The sequence below is a fragment of the Gluconacetobacter aggeris genome (genome assembly GCF_014174395.1).
Lineage (GTDB): Bacteria > Pseudomonadota > Alphaproteobacteria > Acetobacterales > Acetobacteraceae > Gluconacetobacter > Gluconacetobacter aggeris.
Window position 1 is genome coordinate 1 of the sequence record NZ_JABEQD010000008.1, and the last position, 14,810, is coordinate 14,810.

Below are 14,810 nucleotides of genomic sequence, written 5' to 3' on the forward strand. Positions count from 1 at the left end.
CCATCCGCCCCCAGAAGGGCCAAAGAAACTAGCAGGTCCAAACCACCAGGTCAAGAACCTCAGCCCCGGCGGTGAACAGCGATCTACACCCCACCCCTAATACCGTCAACAGCCGACTTTCATCCGAGGGCATAAAAAATTCACCCCTGCGCCTCCCAGACCGCCGCAAGGCGCAGGAAACCGCGATTTTTCCCGATTCAAAAAAAATCACGCAGATGACTCAGAACTCCCCGGATACGCCCATCCGTGATTCGCCCCACCGCCTTTATCCACGACATTCTACAGTCGGCACGCGGCGCATAGCTGAAGAAAGCAGCGCACCAGGCGATCAGCGGCGCCATGATCCCAATCCGCCAGAATTGCAGGGGAACGATTACGTCAGTTCCAGGAGCAACGTGGTCACCGCATCTGGGGCGGCCGGACGCCGGGCCGCGATGCCATGCACAAGAAGCACGGCCCGATCGTCACTTGCCGCAGCATGCGCGGCCGGCCGGCCTTCTTCGCAGCCCCAGGGCAAACCATTGCGGGACGAACCACCAATCCCGTCCAAAACCATTACGACAGCACCCGAGACTGATCACCGATCGTTACCAGACCAGGCCCCATCAGACTTTGCAGCGCCATAACAGCGATTCGGCGCATGTATCCCCACATCGGCACGGGGCGGCCAGACGGGCCGCAGCCCCGGAAACACAAGAAACACGCGTCGAATCGCCGGCAGAACAGCCTTATCAGCAGTCTCTCAGCCCGCTGGGGCCGCGAGCGTCTTGCTCTCCACCTTGTCACCAACGACGATACCCAGCCTTTCGGTCAGGCCGCCCTGCAATTCCAGCGTTGCGCGCACCGGCCCATGGCTGCTGATCCGCGCCAGACTCTGCGGCACGGCATTCTCGGCAATTGCCGAAATCCGCCCATCCTCACCGATGAAGACGATATCCAGCGAGACCAGCGTATTCTCCATCCACATGTCGCTCTGCTGCGGATAGGGCCAGACGAACAGCATGCCGCGATCGGCCGGCACCGCGGTGCGGAACATCTCGCCGATGCGCTGCTGATCCGGGGTGGTGGCCAGTTCGACGGAGAAGACGTGCTTCGCCCCCTTCGCGCCCGTGATGGTCAGCGTCTCGCGCGGCAGTTCGGACTGCGCCTTGGTCGGGGTGTCATCCTGGGCCCGGGCCGTTCCGAGCATCTGCCCTCCGGCCAGCGCCACGACCAGACCGCACGCAGCGGCACACATGCGCATATCCCACATCATTCATTGCTCTCTTCTGTTTGTCGGCGGCATCAGCGCAGGAACGGGTTGGTCCGCCGTTCGGCACCAATCGTGGTCATGTCACCATGGCCAGGCAGGATCGTCACCTCGTCGCCCAGCGGCAGAAGACGATCGGTAATGGCCTGAAGCAGTTGAGGACCGTTTCCATAGGGAAAATCGGTGCGCCCGACCGATCCACGAAACAACGTATCCCCCACGAAGGCAAAACCGGCCTTCGGGTCGTGGAACACCACATGGCCAGGCGTGTGACCGGGAACATGCAGCACCGCCAGCGACCGGCCCAGCACCGGCAGGATCTCACCATCGGTCACATAACGGTCCACCGTCACGTTGCCCATGCCCGTCAACCCGTACCGGGCCGCCTGCGCCGCGATATCGGACAGCAGGAACGCATCGCGCGCATCCGGCCCGATGATCGGCACCGTTCCACCCTGAAGGCGAACCAGTTCATTGCGCAGCGCATCCGCCCCACCGGCATGGTCCAGATGGCCATGCGTCAGCAGGATGCAATCCACCGTCAGGTCGCGGGCCGCGAGCGCGTGCAGCAGGACAGGAACATCCCCGCCCGGATCGACCACCACCGCATAGCGCGTGGCGGGGTCCCACAGGATCGAACAATTCTGCCCGAAGGCGGTCACCGGCACGACAGCCAGTTCCAGCCCGGCCAGATCCGGCACGGAAGACAAAGACATGACGACGACTCCTGGCCTTACACGCCGCGAAGGCGGGTTCCGGGCTGGTTTCCGACCTCCGGCCCGCACCCGGCACCAAAGGTTTCCGTTGTGTACGAGCCGGCGGCCGGTGGAGCAAGACTACCCTGCCCCGCAGCGGGCACCGCTGGCCTGTCTATATCCGCGCTGATAGAGTGGCCGACATGATGTCGCAGCCCCTCCTTCACGATCCGCTGGACCTGGCCGTCGCCTGGGCCGAAGCCGGACAGCCGGCGGCGCTGGCCACCGTCATCGCCACCTGGGGCAGTTCCCCGCGTCCCTCCGGCAGCATGATGGCGGTCAATGGCGGCGGCCGCATCGAAGGATCGGTCAGCGGCGGCTGCGTCGAGGCGTCCGTCCTCGATGCGGCGATGACCGCTATGTATGATGGCCGGCCCAACCTGCTATCCTATGGCGTGACATCGGAACAGGCATGGACAGTCGGCCTGGCCTGCGGCGGCGAACTGGACGTGCTGGTGGAAGCGATCGGACCAGGCGGCACCCTGCCCATGGCCATATTGCGCACGGCGGTCGCGTTGCGGCACCAGCGGAAACCGGCGCTGCTGGCGACGCGCCTGTCCGACATGCACCACGTCCTGATCACACGCACGGCCGGCGATGAACCCACAAGCGTCGCCGACGGCCCGATCGATCCGCACCTGGCTCCGATGCTGGAGCAGGTGTTCCGCGATGGCCGCAGCCGCCGCGTCACCTGTGCAGACGACGAATCCTGGTTCCTGCACCTGCTGACGGCACCCTATCGGCTGCTGATCGTCGGCGCGGTCCATATCGCCCAGGTCCTGGCCCCGCTGGCGACAACGATGGGCTTCGCGGTGACCGTCATCGACCCGCGCACACAACTGGCCACCCCGGAACGCTTCCCCGGCATCGCACTGGTCACCGAATGGCCGGACGAGGCCCTGGAAACCCTTTCCATCGACACCCATACCGCGATCGTCACCCTGACCCACGACGCCAAGCTGGACGACCCCACCCTGCGGACGGCACTGGACAGTCCTGCCTTCTATATAGGTGCGCTGGGGTCGCGTAAGACGCAGGCATCGCGCCTGGCCCGGCTGGCCGCCGACGGTGTCGGCCCCGAACGAACGGCACGCATCCACGGACCGGTCGGGCTGGCCATCGGCGCGATCGGCGCTGCCGAGATCGCCCTGTCGATCCTGGCCGAAATCGTGGCCGTGCGCCGCGACGCCGCCCTGGGCCGCCACCCCGGCTGGACATGATTCCGGCTCCAGCCCCCATCGCCGCATTGATTCTGGCTGCCGGCCAGTCGTCACGCTCGGCCCCGCACCACAAGCTGCTGGTCGCCGATGCCGCCGGCACACCGATGATCGCCCGCACCCTGCAGGCCGTATGCGCCAGCACGGTCGACCATGTCGTCATCGTGCTGGGCCACCGCGCGGCGGAGCTGCGGGCCGCGATCGACGCCCACGGACCCTATGCCCGGCCCGTGAGCGTCACCGTCGCAGCCGACCATGCGACCGGCCTGTCCGCCAGCCTGCGCGCCGGCCTGCGGGCAATCGCCGGCCGGCCCGCCACAGGCGTGCTGGTCTGCCTGGGCGACATGCCGAACCTTCGCCCGGACCTGATCGACCGGCTGATCACCCGCCACCGGCGCGACACGCCACCCGTCACCATCCCCGTTCATGCCGGACGACAAGGCCATCCCGTCCTGTGGGACCGGACGATGATCCCGGCGTTGATGACCCTGAACGGCGACCGGGGCGGCGGCGCCCTGATCCGCACCCTGGGCGCCCGCGCGGCCATCGTGCCGGGCGACGAGACGATCCACGAGGATTTCGACACGCCCGCCCGGCTGGAACGGTTCGCCGTGACAATGCCGTCCCCTGGGCCATCCCCTGGGCCATCCCCCGGGCCACCCCCTGGACCGCCCCCGGAGCCACTCCAGGGCGGTTGACCGCCCCCGGCCCGGTGTCGGAGAAGGGCAGGCGCGGCCCGGGTGGCCGCCAACATGAAGGACTGGCCCAATGAGCAAGATCATCCGCACGGAACCGAACGCGATCCTGTCCAAGGTCGTGGAATATCACGGCTTCCTGTTTACCCAGGGTTTCGTCGCGCGCGACCTGAAGGGCGACGTCTCCGCCCAGACGCGCGATATTCTGGAGCAGATCGACGAAGCGCTGGAACTGCACGGCACGGACAAGACCCGCCTGCTCCAGGCCCAGATCTGGCTGAAGGACATCGCCGACCGCGACGCCCTGAATGTCCTGTGGTCCGCCTGGCTGCCCAAGGATGGCGCCCCGGCCCGCGCCTGCGTCCAGGCCACGATGGCCAGCCCGGACGTCCTGGTCGAGATCATGCTGATCTGCACCAAGTAAGCCCTCGACCAGCTCGGGAGCGGGACCCGCCAGCCACAAAGGCTGTCGCTTTTATGCAACGGGTCCCGATTCCGATTCTGCTGCCGCCTGCCTCGGACCTTTCGTCCACCCGGCTCCCCGCAATTTCCATTTTTCATTGAAAAACTGCGGTCTGCATTTTTCGATGAGGAATATATTCCTATTTTTTGAATCCAAGCCGCCGGTTTTCTGAAAATGTCATCGATCGCGCATGAGAAATGCGGCGGCGTCTTGTCAGGGTTGCGGCCTCGTTGCTACCCCTGTTTGGGCAACGACAGTGCGTATGAGGTCTTGTGGGATGCGGGCAGGTGGTTTGGGACGTGCGTTCCTCTTTTCTGTAGCAGCGGCGTCCTTGGGCCTCGTCTTCTCCTCCAACGCAGATGCCCGCCGGTCGGTTCATCGCGCCACGCATATCATCCATGCCAATCATACGGCCTACGCCGCGCATCACGGACGCCACGTCGCGTTCCGCACCGGCAGGCATCATGAAGCCGGCCGGGTCATCCAGTGCGTGGCCTTCGCCAAGTCGGCATCCGACGTCATGCTGCGCGGAAACGCCGCCAACTGGTGGTACAATGCCGCCGGCGTCTACGCCCGCGGTGCCGCGCCCGAAGCCGGCAGCATCCTGAATTTCCGCGCCAATCGCCGCATGCCGCTGGGTCATGTCGCGGTCGTCCGCCAGATCGTCGACAGCCGCACCATCGTGATCGACCAGTCGCACTGGGCCCAGCGTGGCATCAGCCGCAACGTGGCGGTGATCGACGTCTCGCCCAACAATGACTGGACGGCGGTTCGCGTCGCGCTGAACCAGAACGGCGCCTATGGCAGCATCTATCCGACCTACGGGTTCATCTACTCCCGTCCGGACACCAGCGGCCGCATCATGACCGCCAGCAGCGAACGCTCGGTCCCGCAGACCCTCAACAGCGCACCGAGCGACCTGCGCCACCCGATGCGCACGACCGAAGTGGCCGAAGCGCCCGAGAGCCTGCCGAGCGTCACCTACGGCCACGCCTTCCGCGAAGACGCCCCGAACCGTTCCATTCGCTAAGCTAGCATGCACTCCAAAAGCCTGCTTGGAAATGCGGGCTGGTGAGCGAGAGTGCCGCATAGCGGCGCGCCCGTCGTGCGTTTCCAAGCAGGCTTTTCAGGGGCGTCCGGCGCGGTGGTAGGGATGGCCTGACGCAATCGCCCGCGCGCGATAAAGCTGCTCGGCCAGCAGGCCCCGCACCAGCATATGCGGCCACGTCATGGGCCCCAGCGACAATGTATCGTCGGCACGCGCCAGCACCGGCCCATCCAGCCCTTCCGCTCCCCCGATCAGGAAACAGACCGGCCGCGACAGGCCCAGCCAGCGCTCGACATGCCGGGCAAAATCCAGGCTGGCATGCGCCCGCCCGCCCTCGTCCATTGCAATGACGAAGGCCCGGTCAGGCAGGGCGGAGAGCAGCGCCTGCCCTTCGCGCCGCTTGATTTCCGCCGCAGCCCCCCTGCCCTCGGCGACCTCGACCATGTCCAGCTTCGGCGTCAGCCGTTCGGCATAACGCTGGAACAGGTCGCGTTCCACCCGGTCCTTCATGCGCCCGACAGCGATCAGCCGCATCATCGGACCGCGTCCTACTCGGCCTCCGGCGCCCCGCCGGGCGGCACGTCGAGATCGGCCCCCCACATGCGTTCCAGGCCGTACTGGGCCCGCGCGTCGGTCTTGAACAGGTGCACGACAATATCCCCGGCATCGATCAGCACCCAGTCCGACCCATTCGCGCCTTCGATCAGCACCCGCTTCAGCCCCGCTTCACCCAGCTTGCGTTCGAGATGCATCGCCATCGCCGAAATCTGGCGGTCGGCAATGCCGGTCGCGATCACCATCCGGTCGGCGAACGACGCGCGCCCCGTCAGGTCCAGCACCACGATATCCTCGCCCTTGTCGTCCGCCAGGCTCTCGGTGATGACCGTCAGATATTTCTCGAGCTTGCTGATTTCCGCGGGCTCGCGGTTCACCGCCTTGCCGGGGCCGGCAACGGCCGCCTTCTTGCGCGGCGTACCCGGCGCCCGTGCGGCACCGGGTACCGCGGCCAATCCGGCCGGAGTCTTCCTGCCGGTCGTGCCGGCTGTCTTCTTGGGTGCCGCGCGACGAGTGGTACCCGTATCGGCCGGAGGCTTCCTGGCGATGACTCTTACTCCTGCTTCATCCTGTGCGGGATCATCTTGCCGCGCCATCGCACTCTTCAACGCGCCAGCACGCAATTCCGTTGCTGATATACCGATCTGCGGGGCAGGAAGAAAGGCCCAGGCGCACGGCGTGCAATCGGCCAGGATCGGCGCCTCCCGCGCCGGCCGCCGCCAGCGGCCGAGCGCCAGCGCCGCCCGCCCCCGCAAAGCCGCCGGATTGTAAGGGGGCCGGGGCAGCACCGCGAACGGAACCGTCGAGACGATCCGCCGCCAGCGCCGCCAGCGGGGCAATTCCGCCAGCCCATCCGCCCCCATCAGCCAGACGAATTCCACATTGGGAAAACGCCTGACCAGCAAAGCCAGCGTGTCGACCGTATAGCGTGTGCCGAGATGCCGCTCGATATCGGTGGCGATGATGCGCCGCCCATCGACCTGTGCCGCCACCGCCGCCAGCCTGGCCGCAAGCGGCGCCATGCCCTTTGCGGGTTTCAGCGGATTGCCCGGCGAGACCATCAGCCAGACCTGGTCGAGCCGCAGCAGCCGCAACGCCCGCCGCGCCAGTTGCAGATGGCCGACATGCACCGGATTGAACGATCCCCCCAGGAGACCGACCCGAATACGCCGCCCGTCTCCCCACACCGGAAGCGCTGTCATGGTCAGGGACGAAGCTGGCCCGTCCCGATGACTTCGTAGCGAAAGGTCGTCAACTGCTCCAGCCCGACCGGACCACGCGCATGGATGCGCCCGGTCGCGATGCCGATTTCCGCCCCGAATCCGAACTCCCCGCCATCGCAGAACTGGGTCGAGGCATTCCACATCACCACCGCGCTGTCGGTGCCGTTCAGGAACCGCGCCGCGACCTCGGCATCCTCGGTCACGATCGCCTCGGTATGCGCGCTGCCGAACCGCGCGATATGCGCCAGCGCATCGTCCACCCCATCGACCACCGCGATAGACAGGATCGCATCCAGCCATTCGGTACCGAAATCGGCCTCACTGGCCGCCGGCAGATCGGGCAGAATCGCCCGCGCCCGTGCATCGGCCTTGAAGGCACATCCTTTCGCCGCCAGATCGGCCACAATGCCCGGCAACAGCGCCGGCGCCACCGCGGCATCGATCAGCAGCGTCTCGGTCGCACCGCAGATCCCCGTCCGGCGCATCTTGGCATTGACCACCAATGCCCGCGCCATCTCCGGATCGGCGGCTTCATGGACATAGGTGTGGCACAGCCCCTCGGCATGCGCGAGCACCGGCACCCGCGCCTCGCGCTGCACGCGCTCGACCAGCGACTTGCCGCCACGCGGAATGATCAGGTCGATCTGCCCGGCCGCCCCCAGCATGTCCGCCACATGGCGCCGGTCGGTATCGGGCGCGATCTGCACCGCCGCCTCCGGCAGGCCGGCGGCACGCAGGCCGGCCACCATCGCCCCATGGATGGCCCGCGCGCTCTGCAGGCTTTCCGACCCGCCGCGCAAAATCACCGCATTGCCCGACTTGATGCACAGGCCCGCCGCGTCGGCCCCGACATTGGGGCGGCTTTCATAGATCATGCCGATCACGCCCACCGGCGTCGCCACCCGGCTGATGCGCAGCCCATTGGGCCGAGTCCACTCCGCCAGCACCCGCCCGACCGGATCAGGCAGTTGCGCGATATCGTCCAGCCCCGCCGCCATCGCCTCCACCCGCGCCGGAGTCAGGGTCAGCCGATCACGGAACGCGGCCGCCGCGGTAGACGCGGCAAGATCAAGCGCATTCGCCGCCAGGATCTCGTCCTGCCGCTCCCGCAGGGCAGCAGCCGCATGGCGCAGGGCGGCATTGCGCGTCTCGGACGAACTCTGCGCCAGAACCCGGGCAGCGGCACGGGCCCGCGCGGCCAGCTCCGGCATGGCCGGGACCCACCGGCCCTCTGCTTCCATGACGGACGTGACTGCGTTCATAGCCGGCCTCCCTGCCTCGATATGCGAACCGATTTTCCGTTCTTTTTTGAAAAAAAGAACCAAAAAACTTTGATTCGGTCAGAAGCCTTGTGCAGGGCACACGATGCCCCTGAACGGATCAAAGTCTTTTTGCTTCTTTTTCTTCAGAAAAAGAAGAAGACGCCCCTACACGTTGAAGCGGAACAGCAGCACGTCTCCATCCTGCACGACATAGTCGCGGCCTTCGATCCGCAGCTTGCCCGCTTCCTTGGCCCCCGCCTCGCCCTGGTAGCGAACGTAATCCTCATAAGCCACGGTCTCGCAGGCAATGAAACCGCGCTCGAAATCATTATGGATCACGGCGGCCGCCTGCGGCGCGCGGGTGCCGGCCGTGATCGTCCAGGCGCGGGTTTCCTTCGGGCCGACGGTGAAATAGGTCCGCAGCCCCAGCAGCCGGTAGCCGGCGGCGATCACGCGATCCAGCCCGCTATCGGCCAGCCCCAGCCCTTCGAGAAACTCCTTGCGGTCCTCGGCGCCCAACTGACTGACCTCGGCCTCGATCGCCGCCGAAACGACGACGGAGGCCGCGCCCTCGGCCTCGGCACGGGCCCGCACGCGCTCGGAGAAATCATTGCCGGTGGCGGCGGAGGCCTCCTCGACATTGCACACATACAGGACCGGCTTGCTGGTCATCAGCTGCAAGCGGCGCACGGCCTCCTCCTGCCCGGCGGGGATCGCGGTGCGCGCCGGCTGCCCTTCGCGCAGGGCGGCGATCAGCGGCTCCATCAGCGCGACCTGGGCGGCGGCCTCGCGATCATTGCCCTTGGCCTTCTTCTGGAGGGCGACGATCCGCTTTTCCAGCGACTCCAGATCGGCCAGCATCAGCTCGGTCTCGATAATCTCCGCATCGCGGATCGGATCGACCCCGCCTTCGACATGCGTGATGTCGTCATCCTCGAAACAGCGCAGCACATGGATGATCGCATCCACCTCGCGGATATTGGCCAGAAACTGGTTGCCCAGCCCTTCCCCGCGCGAGGCGCCGCGCACCAGGCCCGCGATATCGACGAATTCCAGGCTGGTCGGCAGGATCTTCTGCGACTTGCCGATCGCCGCCAGCGACGACAGGCGCGGATCAGGCACCGCCACCCGGCCGACATTCGGCTCGATGGTGCAGAAGGGATAGTTCGCGGCCTGGGCCGAAGCCGTTTCGGTCAGGGCGTTGAACAGGGTCGACTTGCCGACATTCGGCAGGCCCACGATACCGCAATTGAACCCCATCAGCCCTTCTCCCCGGCCAGCATAGCCATTTTGGTCATGAACAGTTCGGGCTTCCCGTCCGCAAGGACCGGCGCCGTGTCGGACAGGCCGTCGAGCATCGGCTCCAGCCAGTCCTGATCGCTTTTCGAGAAATCGCCCAGCACATGGCCCGTCACACGCTCGCGCGCGCCGGGGTGCCCGATGCCGAGGCGTACCCGCCAGTAATCCTGGCTGCCCAGCATCCTGTCCATCGACCGCAGGCCGTTATGGCCCGCCGCCCCGCCGCCCCGCTTCACCCGCACCCGCCCGGGCGCCAGGTCCAGCTCGTCATGGAAGGCGATGATGGACTCGACTGGTATCTTGTAGAAGGCAGCCGCCTGCTGAACGCTTTCGCCCGAAAGGTTCATATAGGTCATGGGTTTGAGCAGCAGCACCTTGTGCATGCCCACCCGCCCCTCGGCCACCTCGCCGCGAAAGCGTTTCCGCCATGGCGTGAAGCCATGGCGGGACGCGATGCGGTCGACGGCCATGAAACCGACATTGTGCCGATGCCGGCTCATTCCCGGCTCAGGATTACCGAGCCCGGTCCAGAGCAGCATTGCACGTTCCTGTCGTCTGGCCGTCTGGCCGTTCTTACTTCTTCGCCGCGCCCTTGCCCGGCGCCGCCTTGGCCGGGGCCGCCGCTGCTTCCGCAGGAGCCGTATCGTCGACGCTCGGCGCCGCGACGGTGGCAATGACGAAGTTCGGGATCTGCAGCAGCGGCGTCACATCCGCGGTGCCCTGCAGATCGTCCCAGCGCACGTTGTCGTGGATGTCGAGCTGCGACAGATCGACCGTGAACGAGGACGGAATGTTCGCCGGATCGACGCTGACTTCCACGCTGTGGCGGACGATGTTCAGCACGCCGCCGCGCTTGATGCCGGGGGACTTGTCTTCACCGGTGAAGATGATGCGCACTTCGACATGCACGTGCTCGCCGGCGGCCAGACGCTGGAAGTCGACATGGACCGGCTGGTCGGTCACCGGGTGAAGCTGCACTTCACGCATCAGCGCGGTGGACGACACACCGTCGACGGTGATGTCGTACACGCGCGAACGCCAGCCGCCCTTGTGCATCTCGCGCAGCACCAGACGCGGGTCCAGCGCGATCAGCGTCGGTTCCTGCTTCGCACCATAGACAACGGCCGGCACCTGACCGGCACGCCTCGTCGCGCGCGCTGCCCCCTTACCAGCCTTCGCGCGCGAAGAAGCCTCGAGTTTCGTAAATTGGGTCACTGTAATGCTCCTGAAAACCTGTTCACGCAGGCCTCCAGGGGTGCCCGCGCGTGGGGGCGTTTAACGGAAAAGCCCGACCGAGGCAAATATTTCGGCACCGACCGGCGCGCACGGAGGTTGTTTCAAAAGCTTCGATGGCGCGTGGAAGCGTGGCGCCAGCCATGCATCTGGCGGTGGTTTTTGAGCATCGGAGCGGAGCGGCCTTGATGGCCGAGAGCACCGAAGCGCAGGAAACCGCCGTCAGGCCGCCGCCAGCGGGGCCTTTGAAACAGCCTCTCAGCCCATCACGTCCAGGCTCCACGCCACAGTGCCATCCGCCGGCGGCTGAACCCACAGCGGCGTGGCATTGGGCAGGCGCACATTGGCCGGCAGGCCCATCGCCGACCGCAGGGCCCGGAACATCGCCCCATGGCAGACGATCAGCACCGTCCCCTCGCCATCCAGCGCGCGGTTCACGGCCGCCACCGCCCGGGCCCGCAGTTCGGCGAACGGTTCGGCGCCCTTCGGCGTATAGTCTCCGGCAATCCAGCTATCGTACCAGTCGCCCATCGGCTGGCCTTCCTGATCGCCGAAGCAGACCTCCTGGAGCCCGTCATCCACCGCAACCGGCAGGGCTTCCGCCCCCGGCCCGACCATCGCCCGCGCCACGATCTGCGCCGTACGCAGGGCACGGCTGAGCGGCGAGGACACGATCCGCGCAACCGGCGCATACGCAGCCTCGTCCCGGGCCAGCAGCGCACCCGCCGCCTCGGCCTGGGCGATTCCGCGCGCGTTCAGCGGAATATCGGACCGCCCCTGGGAGCGCCCCTCGGCGTTCCAGTCCGTCTCGCCATGACGCAGATACCAGTAAGGCCGGGCGATCATCCGGGTCATGTCCGGGGGCTCCTATTCTCGATCCACCCCTCCCGGATAGGTCGCCGGCACCCCACCGGTCAATCCGGCGCGCATCCCCTCAGTCGAACAGCGACGACACCGAGCTTTCGTCCGACACTGCCCGCATGGCGCGCGACAGCAGGTTGGCGGTGCTGATCTGGCGGATATTCTCCGCCTTCGCCACCGCCTCGGTCGCCGCGATGCTGTCGGTCAGCGTCAGCATGCGGATCGGCGACTGCGCGACGCGCGACACCGCGCTGCCGGTCAGCACGCCATGGGTCACATAGGCCTCGACCGCCACCGCGCCCTCGTTCATCAGCGCCACGGCGGCATTGCACAGCGACCCGCCGCTATCGACGATATCGTCGACCAGGATGCAGTACCGGCCGCGCACGTCGCCGATCACGTTCATCACCTCGGACACGCCGGCCCGCTCGCGCCGCTTGTCGATGATCGCCAGGTCCACATTCAGCCGCTGCGCCAGTTGCCGGGCGCGCACCACGCCGCCGACATCGGGCGAGACGATCATCAGGTTCTCGAACCCGCCGGGAATATCCAGCGCCGGCGCCGCATAGGGCAGCGAACCGGGCTCGATCCGCCCCTTGATGTCGCGCGTGAACAGCGGCGCGGCATAGAGATTGTCCACCGGAATGTCGAAGAAGCCCTGGATCTGCATCGCATGCAGGTCCATCGTCAGGATGCGGTTCGCCCCGGCCTCGACCAGCAGGTTCGCCACCAGCTTGGCGCTGATCGGCGTGCGGGGCCCGGATTTGCGATCCTGCCGCGCATAGCCGAAATAGGGCATCACCGCCGTGACCCGACGCGCCGACCCCCGACGCAGCGCGTCGAGCATGATCAGCAGTTCCATCAGATTGTCGTTGGTCGGCGAGCAGGTGCTCTGAATAACGAAGACATCCTCGCCGCGCACATTCTCGTGGATCTCGACGAACACTTCCATGTCCGCGAAGCGCCGGACCGAGACATTGCACAGCGGCATCCGCAATTCCGCCGCGACCTTCTCGGCCAGGGGCAGATTGCTGTTACAGGCGACGATCTTCATCTGGCAACGCTCCCGGACGGCGCACTCATGGCTGGCGCGCGGGTTCTAGCAACCGCGCCCCGTCCTGTCATCCGTCTCGCGTATCGATCGCGCATGTCGGCCATGCCGCGAACGCGGGATCATCCCTGGCGTTGCGCCTTCGCCACAGCAGGCGCCCCGGCCGGCGGCGGCAGCGGCGTGTTGTCACGCCCCGAATAGCGCGAGATCACCTGCCGCACCCCGCCCGCCGCCTCCTGCGCGGCGGCAAGGGCCACCTCGCCCCAATGCCCGTCCAGCGAATGGGCGTCGATGTCATGCAATTGCGTGGCAGCTCCCGATTCCTTGCCCTGCGCATCCACCACCCGCCACACCAGTTGCAGGTGCTGCTGCGGATGGCCGGAGCCCCCGGGAATGACTTCGCTGACACTCACCGCGCAGGAAACGGTGAAATCCGCCTCGCGCGGACTCTCCTGCACCGCATCCTCGGCATCGCGCAGCGACGCCACGAAGGCCTGGGCCAGCGCCACGTCGCCATCGCCCGGCGCCCCCTTCACCCCGGCGAAATAGATCCGCGCGGCCCGGTGTTTCAGGCTGTGCGGGTCCTGCGCCATCTGATCGGCCTGGATACCCGTCAGGGCACCCGCGATCGACAGCGCAAGCTGGCGCGCGGACTGCCGCAGCGCCTCCGCATCGCCGGCCGCCCAGGCGGCGGCGGGAACACCCACCCCTTCCCCGGAGCCGCGCACCGCACCGGCCGGCGTCATGATGCTGTAGGTCGGGACCACCTGCCCGCCCCGCGCCTCGGCTCCCAGCCGCAGCCACCAGTCGCCGGGGCGCACCGGCTGGGCCAGGGCCGGCACCGTCTGCTCCAGCAGGGCGGCCGCCATGTCGCGGCTCCATTCCCGCGCGGCATCGTCACCCAGCAGGGCCGCCGCCGGCAGCGGAATCGCCAGCCGCGCCGGCGGCGCATTGCGCGCCAGCGACCGCCCGACCCGCCCCGGATCGCGGAACGGGTGCGGCACGTCCAGGCATCCGGACAGAAGCAGCAGGCTGGCGGCACCGGCCAGGCCGGCGAGACGACGAACGGGAAGCACGCGAATCATGCCAGACCTGTAGCACCAGCCGCCGCAATGACCGAAATCTGGTGCCCGATCGGCCCGCCCCCGGCCAGCGTCCGCCGCCGATGGCTGAAAAAACGCACCTCGTCGCCCAGCGTGTCGACGCCCAGCGCCACCGCCTGTCCCACGCCCGCACGGCGCAGGCGCGCCACGCAATACCCCGCCAGATCGAACTGGAAATGATCCGCCCGCCGGCCAGCGGCAAAGAACGATGCCGCCGCCGGATCGGCCGCCAGCACCTGGGCGCGCATATCGCCCCCGACCTCGTAACTCTCCTGCGCAATGCACGGACCGACCACCGCCCGCACCGCGGACGCCGCCGCCCCCAGCGCCGCCATGGCCGCCAGCGTCGCCTCCAGCACCCCGCCGACGGCTCCGCGCCAGCCGGCATGCGCCGCCCCAACGACCCTGCCATCCGCCGAGGCGAACAGGACCGGGCCGCAATCGGCGGTAATCACCCCCAGCGCCAGACCCGGCCGGTCGGTCACCATCGCATCGGCGGAAGGTCCCTGCCCCACCGGCCAGGGGGCCGTCACCGTCGCCACCCCGTCCCCATGCACCTGCGTCACGCCCAGCAGGCACTCCGGCGCCACACCCAGGGCCAGCGCCACCCGCCGCCGGTTTTCCGCCAGCGCCGCCGGATCATCGCCCGAGCGGGTCGAGCAGTTGAGGCTGGCATAAGGCCCCTCCGACACGCCGCCCAACCGGGTAAAGAACCCGTGCGGCACACCGCCCAGCAGATCATGGCGCAGGATCGCATCCGAAGGAATCATCCCCTCGATATCATCACGGATCATGG

17 protein-coding genes and 1 pseudogene are annotated in these 14,810 nt (G+C 67.3%); 4 read left to right on the forward strand and 14 right to left on the reverse strand.

Features of this window, described 5'->3' with window-relative positions:
• Positions 1-197 precede the first annotated feature (197 nt).
• The 3 genes from HLH36_RS11920 to HLH36_RS11930 all read right to left on the reverse strand — a co-directional run bounded on the left by HLH36_RS11920 (position 198) and on the right by HLH36_RS11930 (position 1,965).
• On the reverse strand, positions 198-341 hold the full coding sequence (locus HLH36_RS11920; protein WP_182986601.1) for a hypothetical protein: 144 nt from the start codon (positions 339-341) through the stop codon (positions 198-200).
• 401 nt (positions 342-742) lie between these two features.
• Positions 743-1,237, reverse strand: a complete 495-nt coding sequence (locus HLH36_RS11925; RefSeq protein ID WP_408871885.1) for a DUF192 domain-containing protein — start codon at positions 1,235-1,237, stop codon at positions 743-745.
• A 47-nt stretch (positions 1,238-1,284) separates the two neighbouring features.
• A complete protein-coding gene (locus HLH36_RS11930; RefSeq protein ID WP_182986602.1) occupies positions 1,285-1,965 on the reverse strand; it encodes an MBL fold metallo-hydrolase in 681 nt (226 codons plus the stop codon).
• A 185-nt stretch (positions 1,966-2,150) separates the two neighbouring features.
• Here HLH36_RS11930 and HLH36_RS11935 point away from each other — a divergent pair, with 185 nt between their 5' ends.
• The 4 genes from HLH36_RS11935 (at position 2,151) to HLH36_RS11950 (ending at position 5,409) form a co-directional block, all read left to right on the forward strand.
• The gene (locus tag HLH36_RS11935; protein ID WP_182986740.1) at positions 2,151-3,224 is read left to right on the forward strand and encodes an XdhC family protein; all 1,074 of its coding nucleotides are present in this window, start codon (positions 2,151-2,153) and stop codon (positions 3,222-3,224) included.
• Positions 3,221-3,919 carry a nucleotidyltransferase family protein gene (locus HLH36_RS11940; protein ID WP_182986603.1) on the forward strand — a complete coding sequence of 233 codons (699 nt, stop codon included), beginning with the start codon at positions 3,221-3,223 and terminating at the stop codon, positions 3,917-3,919. The genes HLH36_RS11935 and HLH36_RS11940 overlap by 4 nt, the downstream gene beginning before the upstream one ends.
• A gap of 70 nt (positions 3,920-3,989) precedes the next feature.
• Positions 3,990-4,340: a RidA family protein gene (locus HLH36_RS11945; RefSeq protein ID WP_114729578.1), complete on the forward strand. Its 351-nt coding sequence runs from the start codon at positions 3,990-3,992 to the stop codon at positions 4,338-4,340.
• Positions 4,341-4,641: 301 nt separating this feature from the next.
• Complete coding sequence (locus tag HLH36_RS11950) at positions 4,642-5,409, forward strand: CHAP domain-containing protein (protein ID WP_408871886.1); 768 nt, start codon at positions 4,642-4,644, stop codon at positions 5,407-5,409.
• A 96-nt stretch (positions 5,410-5,505) separates the two neighbouring features.
• Here the strand turns inward: HLH36_RS11950 and HLH36_RS11955 are convergent, their stop codons facing one another.
• The 11 genes and pseudogenes from HLH36_RS11955 to pgeF all read right to left on the reverse strand — a co-directional run bounded on the left by HLH36_RS11955 (position 5,506) and on the right by pgeF (position 14,784).
• A complete protein-coding gene (locus tag HLH36_RS11955) occupies positions 5,506-5,961 on the reverse strand; it encodes a 23S rRNA (pseudouridine(1915)-N(3))-methyltransferase RlmH (RefSeq protein ID WP_182968658.1) in 456 nt (151 codons plus the stop codon).
• Between the two features lie 14 nt (positions 5,962-5,975).
• Complete coding sequence (gene rsfS, locus HLH36_RS11960) at positions 5,976-6,437, reverse strand: ribosome silencing factor (RefSeq protein WP_338030453.1); 462 nt, start codon at positions 6,435-6,437, stop codon at positions 5,976-5,978.
• Between the two features lie 129 nt (positions 6,438-6,566).
• A pseudogene (locus HLH36_RS11965) lies at positions 6,567-7,184 on the reverse strand (nicotinate-nucleotide adenylyltransferase); the annotation flags it as partial.
• Positions 7,185-7,186: 2 nt separating this feature from the next.
• Entirely contained in the window at positions 7,187-8,446 is a 1,260-nt protein-coding gene (locus HLH36_RS11970) for a glutamate-5-semialdehyde dehydrogenase (protein ID WP_408871889.1), read from the reverse strand.
• Between the two features lie 186 nt (positions 8,447-8,632).
• On the reverse strand, positions 8,633-9,727 hold the full coding sequence (gene ychF / locus HLH36_RS11975; protein WP_182986606.1) for a redox-regulated ATPase YchF: 1,095 nt from the start codon (positions 9,725-9,727) through the stop codon (positions 8,633-8,635).
• Positions 9,727-10,305 (reverse strand): aminoacyl-tRNA hydrolase, encoded by a 579-nt coding sequence (pth, locus tag HLH36_RS11980; RefSeq protein WP_182986607.1) that lies wholly within the window; start codon positions 10,303-10,305, stop codon positions 9,727-9,729. The genes ychF and pth overlap by 1 nt, the downstream gene beginning before the upstream one ends.
• A gap of 34 nt (positions 10,306-10,339) precedes the next feature.
• Positions 10,340-10,981, reverse strand: a complete 642-nt coding sequence (locus tag HLH36_RS11985; RefSeq protein ID WP_182968640.1) for a 50S ribosomal protein L25/general stress protein Ctc — start codon at positions 10,979-10,981, stop codon at positions 10,340-10,342.
• Between the two features lie 276 nt (positions 10,982-11,257).
• Entirely contained in the window at positions 11,258-11,854 is a 597-nt protein-coding gene (locus HLH36_RS11990; RefSeq protein WP_182986608.1) for a histidine phosphatase family protein, read from the reverse strand.
• A 79-nt stretch (positions 11,855-11,933) separates the two neighbouring features.
• On the reverse strand, positions 11,934-12,914 hold the full coding sequence (locus HLH36_RS11995) for a ribose-phosphate pyrophosphokinase (protein WP_182986609.1): 981 nt from the start codon (positions 12,912-12,914) through the stop codon (positions 11,934-11,936).
• Between the two features lie 119 nt (positions 12,915-13,033).
• Positions 13,034-13,996, reverse strand: coding sequence for a hypothetical protein (locus tag HLH36_RS12000; RefSeq protein WP_182986610.1), 963 nt, complete (start codon positions 13,994-13,996; stop codon positions 13,034-13,036).
• Entirely contained in the window at positions 13,993-14,784 is a 792-nt protein-coding gene (gene pgeF / locus HLH36_RS12005; RefSeq protein ID WP_408871890.1) for a peptidoglycan editing factor PgeF, read from the reverse strand. Before pgeF ends, HLH36_RS12000 begins: the two co-directional genes overlap by 4 nt.
• Positions 14,785-14,810 lie beyond the last annotated feature (26 nt).

What these genes read in the sequence shown, in the direction of transcription:
- HLH36_RS11955 (WP_182968658.1), bottom strand. Translation starts at nt 5,961, where the DNA reads ATGCGGCTGATCGCTGTCGGGCGCATGAAGGACCGGGTGGAACGCGAC.
- HLH36_RS12000 (WP_182986610.1), bottom strand. Translation starts at nt 13,996, where the DNA reads ATGATTCGCGTGCTTCCCGTTCGTCGTCTCGCCGGCCTGGCCGGTGCC.
- ychF (WP_182986606.1), bottom strand. Translation starts at nt 9,727, where the DNA reads ATGGGGTTCAATTGCGGTATCGTGGGCCTGCCGAATGTCGGCAAGTCG.
- HLH36_RS11990 (WP_182986608.1), bottom strand. Translation starts at nt 11,854, where the DNA reads ATGACCCGGATGATCGCCCGGCCTTACTGGTATCTGCGTCATGGCGAG.
- HLH36_RS11935 (WP_182986740.1), top strand. Translation starts at nt 2,151, where the DNA reads ATGTCGCAGCCCCTCCTTCACGATCCGCTGGACCTGGCCGTCGCCTGG.
- HLH36_RS11945 (WP_114729578.1), top strand. Translation starts at nt 3,990, where the DNA reads ATGAGCAAGATCATCCGCACGGAACCGAACGCGATCCTGTCCAAGGTC.
- pth (WP_182986607.1), bottom strand. Translation starts at nt 10,305, where the DNA reads ATGCTGCTCTGGACCGGGCTCGGTAATCCTGAGCCGGGAATGAGCCGG.
- pgeF (WP_408871890.1), bottom strand. Translation starts at nt 14,784, where the DNA reads ATGATTCCTTCGGATGCGATCCTGCGCCATGATCTGCTGGGCGGTGTG.
- HLH36_RS11925 (WP_408871885.1), bottom strand. Translation starts at nt 1,237, where the DNA reads ATGTGTGCCGCTGCGTGCGGTCTGGTCGTGGCGCTGGCCGGAGGGCAG.
- HLH36_RS11920 (WP_182986601.1), bottom strand. Translation starts at nt 341, where the DNA reads ATGGCGCCGCTGATCGCCTGGTGCGCTGCTTTCTTCAGCTATGCGCCG.
- HLH36_RS11995 (WP_182986609.1), bottom strand. Translation starts at nt 12,914, where the DNA reads ATGAAGATCGTCGCCTGTAACAGCAATCTGCCCCTGGCCGAGAAGGTC.
- HLH36_RS11950 (WP_408871886.1), top strand. Translation starts at nt 4,642, where the DNA reads ATGAGGTCTTGTGGGATGCGGGCAGGTGGTTTGGGACGTGCGTTCCTC.
- HLH36_RS11940 (WP_182986603.1), top strand. Translation starts at nt 3,221, where the DNA reads ATGATTCCGGCTCCAGCCCCCATCGCCGCATTGATTCTGGCTGCCGGC.
- HLH36_RS11970 (WP_408871889.1), bottom strand. Translation starts at nt 8,446, where the DNA reads ATGGAAGCAGAGGGCCGGTGGGTCCCGGCCATGCCGGAGCTGGCCGCG.
- HLH36_RS11930 (WP_182986602.1), bottom strand. Translation starts at nt 1,965, where the DNA reads ATGTCTTTGTCTTCCGTGCCGGATCTGGCCGGGCTGGAACTGGCTGTC.